This is a genomic window from Rhodococcus sp. T7 (genome assembly GCF_009872365.1).
GTDB lineage: Bacteria > Actinomycetota > Actinomycetes > Mycobacteriales > Mycobacteriaceae > Rhodococcus_F.
In genome coordinates this window covers 1-14892 of sequence record NZ_WXYH01000325.1, presented here as the reverse complement: position 1 = coordinate 14892, position 14892 = coordinate 1, and the positions used below count along the sequence as shown (strand labels likewise).

The following is a 14892-nucleotide window of genomic DNA, read 5'->3' as shown; positions in this document are numbered from 1 at the left end:
GGCCCCTTCAGGCCCGAGCGCGTCCTGGCTAGGCGGGCCGGTGCTGCTGCTCGATGTATTGGCGAAGGATGGAGATCGGGGCACCGCCGACCGACCCCGCGAAGTATGAGGCGCTGGCCGATCTGAATTCCGCGTACCGCAACTTCTTCGCCTCGATCACCGGCACGCGCAAAGGGCCGAGGCTCGGATCGCCGCGATACCGGTCCCGTCACGATCACCGGCAGTCGATCCGGTTCACGAAAAACGCGCGATTTCAGATCACGGACGGACGCGCACTGCGGTTGCCGAAGATCGGGGACGTGGAAGTGCGCTGGTCTCGGGAGTTGCCGTCCGAGCCGTCGAGTGTGACCGTGATCAAGGATGCGTCGGGTCGGTACTTCGCGTCGTTCGTGGTGGCGGTGGACGACGAACCGATGCCGGAGATGGACACCGAAGTCGGTATCGATCTCGGATTGGCGACGTTCGTGGTTCTCTCGAACGGGAAGAGCGTCGACTCCCCGAAGTTCTTCCGCCGCGCCGAACGTCGACTCCGCAAGGCGCAACAGCATCTGTCCCGCAAGCAGAAAGGATCGAAGAATCGGGCCAAGGCCCGCATCAAGGTTGCCCGGGCACACGCGAAGATCCGGGCTGCCAGACTCGACTTCGCGCACAAGCAGTCCACGGCGATCATCCGCGAGAACCAAGCGGTGTACGTCGAGGACCTGTGCGTGAAGGGGCTGGCACAGACCAGGTTGGCGAAATCGGTGCACGATGCCGGATGGTCCATCTTCACCCGATTGCTCGAGGAGAAGGCCACCCGGTACGGACGGCACTTCTCGAAGGTCGATCGGTGGTTCCCGTCCTCGCAACTGTGCTCGGCGTGCGGACGGATCGACGGCCTCAAGCCACTGTCGGTGCGCTCGTGGACCTGCCCGTGCGGAGCCGAGCACGATCGGGACCTCAATGCAGCACGAAACATTCTCGCCGCCGGACGGGCGGAGAGGCTAAACGCCTGTGGAGCGCAGGTAAGACCGGAACGTGTTCCGGCGCAGCGCGGCGAAGCAGGAACCCACCGAGAGCGTCAATCGGCGCTGGTAGGAATCCCCGGTCTTTAGGCCGAGGAGGGCGTCAAAGGCGGACCGTGTTCAGTTCCTCCAGAACACCTTCCGCGCTGCGGGCCGCGACGGTGCACGCCCTTGCCGTGAACTGGTCGAGCAACGGGTGCCGTGCGCGTTCGCGCCACTTCCGCACCGCGGCGAGCGCCCGCATGCGCTGCAACTCCACGGAGTCGTCACCGTCGGTGCCCAGTCGTTCGGAAATCTGGATTCCGAACCCGCCGATCAGGCGCTGCAGTTCGGCCACGTCGTCGGCGGGCAGACCCACCTCGGTGGACCGCAGCCGCCCGAGCAGCCGCAGTTCCTGGAAACCGTGCACGTCGGAGAGCAGTCGTTCGGCCGACATCAGGATCTCGCCCGCCCCCGGCACCGGATGCGCCGTAAGGACCCGCTTGAGTGCGACGAGCGCCGAGTGGGTCTTCAACTGATCGGCCCGCTGCCCGAACTGGATGTCGATCACCTGACGCAGTTCGTCGAGCCCGCTGCGTTCCACCAGTTCGGCCGCCAGCGTCGGCGAGTCCTTGGTGCCCAGCCGGATCAGGGTGACGGCCATCCGGATCCCGAAGAGCCCGAAGCGGTCTGCCAGCTGGGCCCGCATCCGGGCGTCCACGGGAAGCGGGCTGTCCTCCCGGGCGAACCGGTCGGCCGACAGCATCGCCAGGTTCAGATCGTCCACCGGCACCTCGGCGAGATGCTGGAACGCCGTGAACTCGGCCTGACGCATCGTGCGGGCCCCCAGTGCCAGCAGACCCGCGACGGGGACGACGGCCTGGCACAGCCCGGTGCGCTCGAGTTCGCCGGCGAACCGGGACGCCACCTCCTTCGCCGACATCATGGCGTCCAGGCGTCCGGCCCCCACCTCGTCGGCCCGCGACACGACCCCGACCACACCGAGCGGTCCCGATTCGTCGCCGACGTGGTCGCCGATCTGACCGAGGAACTGGACGTCGGTCGCGTTGAGCGTGCGCAGCAGGTAGACCACGGCGTCGGCACCGGACGCCTCGTTGTCCGGGGTGAGCATCTCGAGGGTGCGGGCCGAGACGTCCCGGGACAGCGAGGACGTGCCCGGGGTGTCGATGATCGTCGTGTGCGCCAGCGCGGACGACGGCCACTCCACGTCGAGGCGGTCCACCTGGTCGGCGGTGAGGTGACCGAGGTCGAACGTGAGATGTCCGTCCCGGCGCAGTACCGGGACGTTCGCCGAACGCCGGCCGCCGGTGCCCGGGTCCGGCTGGTACCAGGCCGTCACGGTGGGCGTCGACCCGCTCCGGTACCAGGTGACGACGCGGGTGCACTCGGTGGCGTCGGTGGGTGCGATGTCCTGGCCCACCAGCGAATTGAGCAGCGTGGACTTGCCGGCCTTCAACGAACCCGCCAGCGCCACCCGCAGCGGTTGCTCCAATCGCCGGGCGCATTCGGTCAGCTGGTCCCGGATCTCGGGGCGGCCCGCGTACAACTGCCGGGCGGACGCGATGAGTGCCCGGGCTTCGTGGAGCGGAGCGGTGGTCATGCCGTGACCGCTCCGGCGTCGCCTGCGACGAGTTGCGCGGCCTGCTGCTTCAGCTCGGAGGCGACGTGCAGATCCTTCTCGAGTTGCGCGATGCGGCGGGTCCGCTCGGTGGACTCGAGGTTCGCCGCCTCCTGCGCGGCCCGCAGCGACTCGTTGATCGAACGCAGCGCCTGCTCGGCGATCGCGGTGAAATGATCACGCAGCAACCGCTGGATCGACCGGAGCCTGTCCTTCGACTCCTTGCCCACCTGGAAGCTGGCGTCGTCCGCGAACCGGCGGATCGCGGCCTTCGCCTCGGCCCGCCGCTTCAGGATCCGGCTCTCCCGGTCTTCCCGGTACGCCTTGGTGCCCAGCAGGACTCCGGCGCCGATCGAAATCGGATTGACCAGGGCCATCCCCATCATGGTGGTGATCAGACCGAACATGAGGACGCCGCCATAGGACCCGCGCATCCCGACGAGGACCTTCTGCGTGATGCCGATGCGCCCCGCCTCGAGGTCGGCGAGCGACGCCACGGGTTCGAGGACCCCGTCCACGTTCGCGACGTCCAGGTGCGGCAACTCGACGGAACCCGTCTCCGCGAAGTGCTGCGCCACCACCTCGGCCAGCCACAGCGCGCGGTCGTGGGCCCAGACGAAGTTGTCGCCGATCGCGGTGGCGAACTCCTGCTCGAGCCACTGCCCCAGTGCGTCCCAGTCCTTGCCGGGATCGCCCTCGTCGACCGTCTCCTCCGCCTCCCGGGTGACGCGGCGCAACCGGTCCCGCAGGTCGTGGTCGATGTCCGCGGCCAGGTCGGCGATGCCGTCGCCGAGCGTCTGCTGCCACAGCGACGTCTTCTTGTGGAGTTCCTCGGCGGCGGCCTTCGCCTTCTGTAGTTCCGCGACCGCGGCGACTCCCTTCGCCGGATCACGCAGGGCGGCAAGCTCACTGCCGATCCCCAGGGTCAGATGCTCGGCCGCCGACGACACGTCCAGCGACACGGCCCGGCGGGTGTTCGCCTCCGCGCGCGCCACCACCCGGTCGCGCAGGAACGCGTACAGGTCGACGAAACCGGATTCGGTGTTGAGTTCCTCGTCCTGCAGTCGCAGCGCGTGCGAACGCAGCACCGAGGAGATCGGGATCAGGGGAACGTCGAGACCGGCGCGTGCGAGGTGCCCTCGATCGGCCTCGACGATCTCGCGCCAGTGCGGGTACAGGTCGGTCTTGCTGATCAGGCAGGCCACCGACGGGCACAGGCTCGTGACCTGGCGGATGAAACCGAGTTCCGGCTCGGTGAATTCCTGGCTGGCGTCGGAGAGGACGAACACGGCGTCCGACGCCGGAATCAGACCGAGCGTGCTCGCGGCGTGCGGGTTGCCCGCGCCGCCCACCCCGGGTGTGTCGACGAGGACCAGTCCGTCGGCGAGCAGCGGGCTCGGAACGTTGACCTCCACCCGCAGCACCTCGCGGCCCCCGGCGCGAGGCGAGGCCGGGGTGATGCCTTTCAGCTCGTCGAGCGGCAGCGGCACCCGGATCGGGTCGGCTCCCGGATCGGCGAGGACCAGTTCCGCCGACGCGGTCTCCGCGTTCTGGACGACGGTGGGGATCGCGGTGGTCTCGTCGTCGCCCACCGAGCACACGGTGAGGTTGAGAAGCGAATTCACGAACTGGCTCTTGCCCTGCTTCAGCGGCCCGACCACCACGATCCGCATCCGCGGGTCCTGCACCCGGCTCCGGGCCGAGTCGAGGCGCTGCGCCAGGTCGCCGCGACCGAACCGCTTCGCCACGTCCAGGGCCTGCTCGAGCAGCGCCGTCATCGACTGCGATCGGGCTGGACTCTTCTCGGCGGCTGCACTGTCCATGAGCTTCGTTGACCCGCAATTCTTCCGACCTCGTGCGGGCACCTGTTCGGTGCCCCGACACCCGACTGTGTGAAACAGCCCCGCACGCATAACGCGTCCGGGGCTGATTTCGTTACATCGTACGGCGGTCCCGGCCGCCCTGTCTGGGGGATGCCGGAACCGCCATTTCATCACGGCTCGAGGTGATCGACCACGCCCGTGACGTCGTGCGAGAGGTCCACCGAGGAGTCGGTGTCGCCGAACAGCGAACCGTCGGTGTCGGCGTGCAGGCCCGAGTCGGCGCCGAACGCGTTGTCCGCGTCGATCGACGACCAGGTGTCGGCCCCGGTGTCGACGGCACCGCCCAGGGTGGATCCCAGGCCGCCGGCGATCGAACCGGTGGTGTCGGCGACGGCGCCGCCGACCGCTCCGAGGTCCGCGGAACCGTCCGCACCGGCGTCCGCACCTGCATCCGCACCGGCGGAAACGCCACCCGCGACCGATCCACCGGCGGACGCTGCACCGTCGAGGGCACCGCCCGCTGCGGCTCCGCCGTCGACCGCTCCACCGACGGCACCGTCGAGGGCGCCGCCGACCGAGGTGCCGAGCGATCCGAGTCCGCCCACGCCACCGGACAGTCCGGCGCCGAGGTCGGCGGCCGCGTCGGTGGTGGCCTCCAGGCCACCGGTCAGACCGGCGGTGGCGTCGACGGCGCTGTCCACGCTGCCTTCGAGTCCGCCTGCCACGTCGCCGCCGATTCCGGCAGCGGCGTCCACGGTGCCGCCGAGGCCTCCGCCGACGTTCGCGGCCGTGTCCAGGGCGCCACCGACCGTGCCGCCCAGGTTGGCGGCCGTGTCCAGAGCACCGCCGAGGTTGGCGTCCAGGCTCGCACCGGCGTCGGCGACCGCGCCGACCGAGGCGCCCGCCTCCCCGACCGCGTCCACGGCACCGCCGACGCTGCCGGTCAGTGCCGAGCCGAGGCCCGCACCGGTTTCGAAGATTCCGCCGAGACCACCGGTGAGGCCGCTGGTCAGGCCGGCGCCCAGGCCACCGGCCGTGTCCAGTCCGCCGACCAGGTTGGTTCCGAGGCTGCCGCCCAGGTCCGCTCCGGCGTCGGCGACCGCGCCGACACCCGCCGCGACACCGGCACCGATGCCGGCCGCAGCGTCCGCGCCGCCCGCCACACCGCCGCCGACGGCGCCGCCCACGTTGCCCGTGACGTCAGTGCCGACGTCGAGCAGCCCGCCCAGCGCACCGTCGATGCCGCTCGTCAGGCCACCCGCGAGACCGGTGCCTGCGTCCAGCGCACCGTCGAGGGCGCCGCCCACGCCGGCTGCCGCGTCGAGTCCGAGGTCGGCGTCCAGAGCGGAGTCGAGGTCGAGCCCGCCACCGGCCTCCAGTGCCGTCTCCAGTGCGGAACCGAGGGTCGCGCTGAGGTCGCCGTCCGCGCCGAGGACGCCGCCGAGAGCGGTGCCCAGCGTGCTGCCGATGCTTCCCTCCGCGCCGAGGACGCTGTCGAGGTCGAGGGCGCCGCCGGTCTCCAGCGCACCGCCGAGCACTCCGCCGAGGGCCGCGCCGAGATCGGCGCCCGCGGCGCCACCGGCACCGAACGCACCGCCGAGCAGACCACCCAGGTCGGTCGCCCCGCCGAGGTCGACCCCACCGTCCGCACCGAGCACCGCGTCGAGCGCCGCACCCAGTCCGGCGGTGGCGTCACCGTCGACTCCGAGCACTCCGCCGAGCGCGCTGCTGATCGTGGTTCCCAGATCGGCACCGGTGTCGAGGACACCGCCCAGTCCGAGGCCGCTCTCCAGCGCGCCGCCCAGGACCGTTCCCAGGTTCGCGCCTGCGTCGCCGCCCAGACCGAGGGCACCGCTCAGGGCCGTCGTCAGCTCCGAGGTCAGTTCCCCGCCGAGGCCGAGGTCGCCGCCGAGACCAAGGTCCAGTCCGCCGTCCAGCAGGCCACCGAGGTCGAGGCCCGTCACGCCACCGGCACCGAGTGCGGCGTCGAGGGTGCTGCCCAGCTGCGTGGCCAGGCCACCGTCCAGGCCGAGGGCGCCGCCGAGGACCGTGCCGAGTGCGGCATCCAGACCCAGGCCGCTGTCGAGTGCGCCGGACAGTGCGCCGCCGAGGCCGCCGTCCAGGTCGAGTGCGCCGCCGAGCAGACCGCCCAGGGCTCCGCCGAGATCACCGCTGACGTCGCCGCCTGCGCCGAGGACGCCACCGAGGATGCCGCTCAGCGCGCCACCGAGGTCGCCGTCGGCACCGAGCACGGCACCGAGGTCGAGTCCGCCGCCGGCACCGAGCGCCGCGTCCAGTGCGGTGCCCAGACCGGCCGTGAGGTCGCCGCCGACTCCGAGTTCACCGCCGAGCAGCCCGCTCAGCGCACCGCCGAGGCTGCCGCCCGCGCCGAGGATCGCGTCGAGGTCCAGCCCGCCACCCAGGTCCGCGATCGAGCCGAGCGTCGCACCGAGCGCGCCACCGAGGTCTGCGCCGAGGTCGCCGCCCGCACCGAGAACACCGCCGAGCGCGCCACCGAGGACGGCGCCGAGGTCGGTGCCGAGGACTCCGCCGAGCGAACCGGCGACGTCGCCGAGCAGGTCACCGCCGAGCAGTCCGTCGAGGGTCGCGCCCAGTCCGCCGCCGGCACCGATCGCCGCGTCGAGGGCACCGCCCAGCGTGCCACCGAGACCGGCGTCGACACCGAGCACGCTGCCGAGGGTCGTTCCGAGCAGGCCGCCGAGGTCGAGGCCGGCACCGACTCCGGTGAGGATGTCGCCGTCCACGCTGCCACCGAGGTCGACGACGCTTGCGAGGGCGGCACCGAGAGCCGCCCCCAGCTCGGCGCCGAGGTCACCGCCGATCGACAGGGCCGGCGCGAGGATCCCGGTGAGACCACCGGCCACGTTGACCACCGGCAGGGCCGTGATTGCCGCGGTGAGGGTGGTGGCGAGCTGCGCGGTCAGGTCGGTGCCCAGTCCGAGCGCTCCCCCGAGGGCTCCGCTGATCACGGTGCCGAGGTCGAGGGCGCTGCCGAGGTCGAGGCCACCGGTGAGGGAGAGTGCCGCGTCGAGGGCCGCACCCAGCGCGGCACCGAGCTGTGCACCGATCTCGCCGCCGATCTCCAGTGCGGCGCCGAGTGCGGAGCTCAGACCGGCGGCCAGTTCCGCGGCGAAGTCGAAGTCGCCTCCCAGGCCGGCGCCCAGACCGAGGCCTGCGCCGGCACCGAGACCGACCGCACCGCCGAGGCCGCCACCGAGACCGAGGCCTGCGCCCAGGCCGCCACCGAGTCCGCCGCCGACACCCGCGCCGAGACCGCCGGCGACGTCACCGACGACACCGGCACCGGCGTTGACGATCGCGGCCAGGTCGGCTCCGCTGCCCGCGAACAGTCCCGACTCCGCGACCAGGGGAGCGACGGAGACGATGTCCGCGTGGCTCACACCCTGCAGGCCGGCAGCGCACAGCGCGTCGGTCGGGTTGGCGCAGTAGGCCGCCGCAGCCTGCTCGTCGCGAAGAAGGCCGAGGATGAAGTCGAGGACGGCGTTGGTAGCCATGGCAATCTCTCCTGTGGTCGAGGTTCGGGGAGTTCGGGTGGCCACCACAACTGCTGTGACGGCGAGTGAAATACACGTTATGGATCGGCGGCCCCCTTCCCAACGGGGCGGCGCCCCCTACTCGCCGGCCCCGGTATCGGGGATCTCCCATCGGGGGTCGGGCCCCCACCGTTAGGGGGTAGGGGGGCATTAGGGGATCGGCCCCGTAACTGCCGTCGACCTGCGCATCGGCGTAACGAAACGGCCGCCGCACGCGACAATTCGAGTGACCACGACGGCCCCGGCCGTCACATGCGACGGCGGCACCGTCCGTCTGACACAGGCGGCGTGACGCCCGCCAGGATCACAGGAGTGGAACATGGCTGCAGCGCTCGGTATCGGTGTCGGATCGGTCAACACGGTGGCCGCCGTCGACACGGACGGGGCGAGCGTGACGGATGCCGCCGACCTCACCGTCCTGTCCCGCGCGAGTGTTCTGCACCTCTCCCCCGACCGCGCACCCGTACTCGGCGGCGACGGCGGCGAACCGGACGCCGTGACGGTGTCCGACTTCGCGAACCGCGTGGGCGACCCGGTCGGGATCCTCACCGACGACGGCTCGACCTACTCCGGTGAAGACCTCGTGGCCACCGCCGTGAGCTGCATCGTGCACGAGGCGGCGTCGGGCAGGCACGGTCTCCCGGCCACCGTCGTCGCCCACCCGACCGTCTGGCCGCCGTACACCGTCGGGGTCCTCGCCGAGGCGCTCGAGGAGGCCGGCGTCGCGGACGCCACCCTCGTGTCGGAGGCGCAGGCGGTGATGACGTGGCTCGAACGGACCCGCGGCACCCACGACGACGCGTTGACCGTCATCTACGACCTCGGCGGCACATCACTCGACATCACCCTGTTCCGTTCGGACGCACACGGCACGGAGACCGGTGTCCTCGGCAAGCCGGTGCGGTCCGAGGACTTCGGCGGCGCCCACTTCGACCACGCCACCATGCAGTACGTCCTCGGCAACGTCGCCGAGGAGTTCGGCGACATCGACCCGTTCGCCCCCGACACCGTCGCCGCGCTGACCCGCCTGCGGACCCGGTGCACCGCGGCGAAGGAGGCACTGTCCTCCGACACCGAGGCCACCATCGGCATCGAACTGCCCGGCATCTCCACCGATGTGCGCCTCGTCCGCTCGGAACTCGAAGACCTCATCCGCGAACCCCTGCAGGACTCGGTGACCTTGGTCCGCGAGAGCATCCACGCCGCCGGTCTCGAATCCAGCGACGTCACCCAGGTGGTGCTCACCGGTGGCAGCGCCGCCATCCCGCTCGTCGCGGAACTCCTGTCCGCGGAACTGCGGGTCCCTGTCGTCGCGGCCGAACGTCCGGGCCACACCGCCGCCCTGGGTGCGGCGCTGCTCGCCGCCGACCGGGATGCGGGACGCGCCGCCGCCCCGACCGTCGCGCGGATGCCGGTCGTCGTTCCCGCCGCCGCACCGGCGGCGGCAGCGTCCGCCGCCGCCAAGTCCGTCGAGTCGGACGCCGACACCGTCGTCCTCGCCGCCCGGCCGCCCGCACCGAGACCCGTCGACCCCGCCCCCACCGGCATGTCGCGCAAGAAGAAGGCCGGGATCATCACCGCGTCCGTCGCCGCCATCGCCCTGCTCGCCGCGGGTGGGCTGTCGCTCGGCACGGCCTTCGACGTCGCACCGGCGTCCAGTTCGGGTTCGACCACCTCGCAGTCGTCGGGCACGTCGGCGGGTGCGGCCTCCACGTCCGGTGTTCCGGCGGAGGCCGCCGCCACGGGCGCCGTCGCACCCGGCACCGAAGCTGCGGGTGTCGCCGCCGCGACCGGGGTTCCCGGCACCGCGGCCGGTGTCGCGACTCCGGTCGCCGCGCCCGGCACCGTCCCACCCGGCACCGTCGCACCGGCCGCGGCCCCACCGGTTGCCGCGGCACCCGGCACGGCCCCGGCCCCCGCCGCTGCGGCGCCCGCACCCGCTCCGGCACCCGCTGCTCCCGCGCCGGCACCTGCGCCCGCTCCGGCACCGAGCGTTCCGTCCGACGGCGGCGCCGCGATCGCCAACACCATCGTCGGTGGTGCCGGCGCGGTCGGCGACACCGTCACCGGGGTGGGCGACACGGTCGGCGGCGTTGTCGGCGGAGTCACCGGCCTGGTGCCCGGCGTCCTCGGCAACGGCGGATAGGGCGCCGGTGTCCACGCTGCCCTCACCGCTTCCTCCCACCGAACTCGCGGACCTCGACGGCCCCCAACTCTCCGCTCTCGCACTGGTTCTGCTCGGCAGCGACCTCGACGAGACGGTGGTCGCCCGGGTCCTCGACGTCGAACCCGACCGTGCCCGCGCGGCCGTCGACGCGCTCCGTTCGGACGGCTGGGTCGACGAACGGGACACCCTGGTTCTCGATCGCACGCATCTCACGACGACACTCGGCGAGAACCGCCTGCACACGCTGGCGCGCCGCCTGCTCGCCCATCATCTCGACGGCGGAACGCTCACGCTGCCCGTCGCCCGTGCGGTGGCCTCGACCGGAACACCCAGCGAGGAGCTGAGCCAATTCCTCTGCGCCCAGGCCGAACTCGCCGAGCCGGCCGTCGCCGTCGCGCTGTACGCCGAAGCGGGCCGGGCCGGCAGGCTCTCCGACAGCGCCGTCGTCGCGTACGCCGAGGCGAGCGCCCTGAACGGTGACCTCGACACCGCGGTCGGCCTGGCCGATTCGGTCCTCGAACGATCGGCGACCGTCGACGGTCCGGAACTCGCTGCGGCCGTCCGGATTTCGGCCGCAGGCGCCGCGTACTGCGGGATGATCGACCGGAGCGCCGAACTGTACGCCTGGCTCGGTGCGGACCGGGCCGGCGCCGACGCCTCCGTCGCCGCCTCCGTCCTCGTGGTCGCAGGCAGGCTCGACGACGCCGAAGCCGTCCTCGCGACGAGCGCGGGCGCACCTCCCACCGCTGCCACCGCGGGCGCGGCCCTCGTCGCGACCGGACTCGTGCAGTCGGTGACCGCGTCCGCGAATGCGGCACTGAACTCACTGACCCGCGCCCTGTCGCTGCCCGGCCGCGCGTCGCGGCCCCGGATGCTGCCCGACTCTCCCGCCGCGATCACCGCCCTCGCCGCACTCCACTGCGGCGAACTCGCCCACGCGGACGCCGTCCTCACCCGGGCCCGGGACGCAGAGCGCCCCGGCAGTGTCACCGCGAACCGGCACCAACTGCTCACCGCGTGGACGGCGATGGTCCGCGGCGACCTCACGTCGGCGCAGTCCCGGCTCGACGGTCTCGACGCGGCGACGATGCACCAGCGCGATCTGCTGTTCGTCCACGGCCTGCGGGTCGGGCTGGCGCGGCGCACCGGCGACAACGCGGCCCTGCTCCAGGCGTGGGCGGGCGCGCAGGGGGTGCTCGCCGAGTACTCGGTGGACCTGCTGAGCCTGCTGCCGCTCGGCGAACTGTGGCTCACCGCGATCCGCGTCGGCGAACCCGGCCGGATCACCCACCTCGTCGAGGACGCCCAGTCGCTGCTGCGAACCCTCGGCGAACCGGCGATGTGGGGATCGGCCCTGCACTGGTACGGCGTGCAGGCCTCGATCCTCGCCGAATGCCCCGCCGACCTGATGCCGCACGCCCGCGCCCTCGGCGAGGCCGCCAAGGTCAGCACGTACGCGTCCGGGCTCGCCACCGCCGGTCGCGCCTGGCTGCGCGTGCTGCAGGGCGACATCGACGCCGCCTCCGTCGAGGACGCGGCCCGCACCCTCGACCGGATCGGCCTGCCGTGGGACGGCGCCCGCCTCGCCGGTGAGGCCGCGCTGCGCGCCTCCGACACCAGGGTGGCGACCACCCTGCTGCAGGTCGCGCGGGCCCTGCGCCAGCCGACGTCCGCCGGCAACGGCGCCGACTCCGCGGTCGTGCCGAGCCCGAGCACCCCGGGGGCGCTCACCGACCGCGAGGCGGAGGTCGCGGAACTGCTGGTCCAGGGGCTGACGTACCGGGAGATCGGGTCGCGTCTCTACATCTCCGCGAAGACGATCGAGCACCACGTCGCCCGGATCCGGCGGCGGCTGGGCGCCGGGTCGCGGTCGGAATTGCTGTCGATGCTGCGTGCGATGGGCCACGGTTCTGCGGCTTCGCCGCCCGTGAGTACTTCTTAACCGCCGGCGGTTAAGAAGTACTCACGGGTGCCGTATGTAACCATTCGCCTGCGGCGCGCGACACACTGTGCACATGGTGCGATGATGCACCCCTCTGAACCGTGCCAGTAAGGATCTTCCATGACCACCGGAGTCGGACTCACCGTCGGCGATTCGGTTTCCACGGCGGTGGTGACCGCTTCCGGAACCGACGTGAGGACGATCGAACACCCGTCCGTCCTGTTCACGGCACCGGACGGCACTGTTCAGCTCGGCGATCCCGGCACGGAGTCGACGGGCGCCGTCCGCGACTTCCTCGCACGCGTCGGCGAGCCCGCGGGCATCGAGTACGCGGGTTCCCTGACCCGCGCCGAGGACCTCGTCGCGACGGCGATGTTCTGCCTGTTCCGGGAGGCGTCGGACGGACTGTCCGGGACGGTGAAGGTCACCGCGACCCATCCGTCGGACTGGGCGCCGGAGATCGTCACCAAGCTGCGTGAATCGCTCGACTACATGGGTCTGGGCGAGGCGACGCTCATCCCGGAGTCGGTGGCGCTCGCCGCGTCATCCGAGTCCCCGGCCCACGGTGCGGCGCTGCTGGCGGCCGGGCTGGCGCTGACCGACGAGGACACGAGCGCCGACACGGAGTCGATTCCCGTCGTCGAGGCCCCGCTGCACACCGCGTACTCCGCCGTGACGGCGGTGCCGGCGGCCGCTGCTGCCGCGTCCGCCGACGCGTTTCCGCCGGCCGAGACCGAGGCGTCCCTTCCGGCGAGCACGCCGACCGCTACCGCCAAGCGCCTCGACCGTCGGCCGCTGATCATCGCCGGCGTCGCCGCGGCCGCACTGGTGGTGGCCGGTGGGGCGGTCGCGTTCGCGCTCACCGGCAACGGCAGCACCGCGGTCCCGTCGATCCAGGACGCGCAGACCGCGGCGGTGACGACGACGACCGCGCGGCCCACACCGGTCGCGCCCGCGGTGTTCCCGACGGCGAGCACGCAGGAGGTGGCCGTGACGCCGGAGGTGGAGGCCCCGATCCCGGTCGCTCCCCCGCCCACCCCGGTGGAGACGACGTCCGTGTTCGTGCCGCCGCCCCCGCCGACTACAACCACGACGACTACGACGCCGGTGATCACCCTTCCCTCGATCACCACGGTCCCGCAGACCACCACGACGACGACCGCCGCGACGACCACGACCACTGCGCCGGAGACGACGACCACCACAACGACGAAGGAATCGGTGGCCGCGATCACCACCACGACGACTCCGGTGCAGCCTGCACTGAAAACGCCAGGTCAGTGAGGCTTCGATCACACCTGCCCGACGGGTCGACCCGTCCGTAGCTTAAGGTGGGGCGCTGATACCCACCCCAGAAGGAATCCCCAGTGAACGGATTCCGTGCAGAAGGGATTTCATGCGTAACGTGCTGGCGCACCGCGCCGCTGTTGTAGGCGCCTCGGCAATGCTTCTTCTCTTTCCGTTTTCCACTGCCGCCCAGGCCGACCCTGTTACGCAGCCCGACACCACGCAGCTGAGCGCCGACAAGTTGCCGGCCGAACTCGTCGAGGCCATTACCCGCGACCTGAAGATCAGCCCGCAGGAATACCTCGACCGCGCCGCGAAGGCACAGGAGCTGGGTAGTTACGCCGAGGACTTCCGGGAGCAGCATCCCGACGACTTCGCCGGGGCGTGGATCGGCCTCGACGGCAAGCCCGTCGTCGCGGTCACCACGAACGAGGCCGCCGCCGCAGCAGCCAAGGCCGGGTACGACACCCGGATTGCGCCGGTGTCCGCGAACGGTCTAGAGAAGACCCTCGCCGACGTGAACGGCTGGATCGCGGGCCTGCCGAAGGACGTGGCCTCCCAGGTCAACTCCGCGTCGATCGACGTTCTCGACAACCGCGTCGTCATCGACGTCGTCAACAGCCCCGTCGGCCAGGCACTGAACCTGCCGACGCTGCTCGCCAACGTCAAGGTGATGCTGAGCCCCGGTGGCGGCGGTCCGGTGGAGCGAGGTCCCCTCGCCGGCGACACGTACATCACCACCGCGGGTGAACTGCCGAAGACGCCGATCTCGGAAATCTCCGTCTGCTCGCTCGGCTTCAACGCCGTCGACGACAGCGGCCAGGCCGTCAACATCAGCGCCGGGCACTGCAACCCCGTCGAGGGTCAGCCGTCGCCGGTGTTCCTCCCCAACCATCAGAACGTCGACGACAGCCAGCAGATCGGCGCGTTCTCGAAGTCGTCGGTGGGTAACCCGGCCGACAAGCTCGACTACTCGGTGATCAAGCTGAACGACGCGGGCGTCAAGGCCGGTCTGGACCGTCCCGCGGTGCGCGGCGCGAACGGCACCACGCTGGAGATCACCGGCACCGCCCGTCCCGTCGTCGGCGCCCCGATCTGCAAGTCGGGTCAGACGTCGTCGTTCACATGTGGTGTGGTCGCCGCCGATCACGTCGAGACGCAGTTGTTCGTGGCCGACGGTTCGAGCCGCGTGATCAACGGTTTCGCGGGCACCGCGTGCACCCTCGCGGGTGACAGCGGCGGCGCCATCGTCACCGGCACCCTCGCGCTGGGCATCACCAGTGGTTCCAATGCCGCCGGCGCCCCCAACTGCACGGAGGCGAACCTGGTGCTGGCACCGGAGGGCGGCACCGCCAGCCTCGGCATCCCGGTCGCGGACATCGTGGACACGGTCGGTTCCGGGATGCACGTGCGCACCATCTCCGACTAGTTCTCCACCGCTTTCAGCCTGCGCCCGGTGCCCGTTTCGTCACGGAC

The 14892-nt window shown here is 71.7% G+C and carries 8 protein-coding genes and 1 pseudogene; 5 read left to right on the top strand and 4 right to left on the bottom strand.

Features of this window, described 5'->3' with window-relative positions; all coding sequences use genetic code 11:
* Nucleotides 1–28: 28 nt before the first annotated feature.
* A pseudogene (locus tag MLGJGCBP_RS26880) lies at nucleotides 29–115 on the bottom strand (IS200/IS605 family transposase); the annotation flags it as partial.
* Between MLGJGCBP_RS26880 and MLGJGCBP_RS26875 the strand changes: the two are divergent.
* The gene (locus tag MLGJGCBP_RS26875) at nucleotides 75–1094 is read left to right on the top strand and encodes an RNA-guided endonuclease InsQ/TnpB family protein (RefSeq protein ID WP_236581397.1); all 1020 of its coding nucleotides are present in this window, start codon (nucleotides 75–77) and stop codon (nucleotides 1092–1094) included. The pseudogene MLGJGCBP_RS26880 and the gene MLGJGCBP_RS26875 overlap by 41 nt on opposite strands.
* A gap of 13 nt (nucleotides 1095–1107) precedes the next feature.
* Here the strand turns inward: MLGJGCBP_RS26875 and MLGJGCBP_RS26870 are convergent, their stop codons facing one another.
* The 3 genes from MLGJGCBP_RS26870 to MLGJGCBP_RS53275 all read right to left on the bottom strand — a co-directional run bounded on the left by MLGJGCBP_RS26870 (nucleotide 1108) and on the right by MLGJGCBP_RS53275 (nucleotide 7981).
* A complete protein-coding gene (locus tag MLGJGCBP_RS26870; protein WP_160099276.1) occupies nucleotides 1108–2604 on the bottom strand; it encodes a dynamin family protein in 1497 nt (498 codons plus the stop codon).
* Entirely contained in the window at nucleotides 2601–4445 is a 1845-nt protein-coding gene (locus MLGJGCBP_RS26865; RefSeq protein ID WP_160099274.1) for a dynamin family protein, read from the bottom strand. Before MLGJGCBP_RS26865 ends, MLGJGCBP_RS26870 begins: the two co-directional genes overlap by 4 nt.
* Nucleotides 4446–4615: 170 nt before the next feature.
* Nucleotides 4616–7981 carry an IniB N-terminal domain-containing protein gene (locus MLGJGCBP_RS53275; RefSeq protein WP_160099272.1) on the bottom strand — a complete coding sequence of 1122 codons (3366 nt, stop codon included), beginning with the start codon at nucleotides 7979–7981 and terminating at the stop codon, nucleotides 4616–4618.
* 358 nt (nucleotides 7982–8339) lie between these two features.
* On the opposite strand from MLGJGCBP_RS53275, the gene MLGJGCBP_RS26855 reads away from it, so the two are divergent.
* The 4 genes from MLGJGCBP_RS26855 to MLGJGCBP_RS26840 all read left to right on the top strand — a co-directional run bounded on the left by MLGJGCBP_RS26855 (nucleotide 8340) and on the right by MLGJGCBP_RS26840 (nucleotide 14845).
* Complete coding sequence (locus MLGJGCBP_RS26855; protein ID WP_160099270.1) at nucleotides 8340–10166, top strand: Hsp70 family protein; 1827 nt, start codon at nucleotides 8340–8342, stop codon at nucleotides 10164–10166.
* A gap of 7 nt (nucleotides 10167–10173) precedes the next feature.
* Nucleotides 10174–12129 carry a LuxR C-terminal-related transcriptional regulator gene (locus tag MLGJGCBP_RS26850; protein ID WP_160099268.1) on the top strand — a complete coding sequence of 652 codons (1956 nt, stop codon included), beginning with the start codon at nucleotides 10174–10176 and terminating at the stop codon, nucleotides 12127–12129.
* A 120-nt stretch (nucleotides 12130–12249) separates the two neighbouring features.
* Nucleotides 12250–13413, top strand: coding sequence for a hypothetical protein (locus tag MLGJGCBP_RS26845; protein ID WP_160099266.1), 1164 nt, complete (start codon nucleotides 12250–12252; stop codon nucleotides 13411–13413).
* 112 nt (nucleotides 13414–13525) lie between these two features.
* Nucleotides 13526–14845 (top strand): S1 family peptidase, encoded by a 1320-nt coding sequence (locus tag MLGJGCBP_RS26840; protein ID WP_160099264.1) that lies wholly within the window; start codon nucleotides 13526–13528, stop codon nucleotides 14843–14845.
* Nucleotides 14846–14892: the final 47 nt, after the last annotated feature.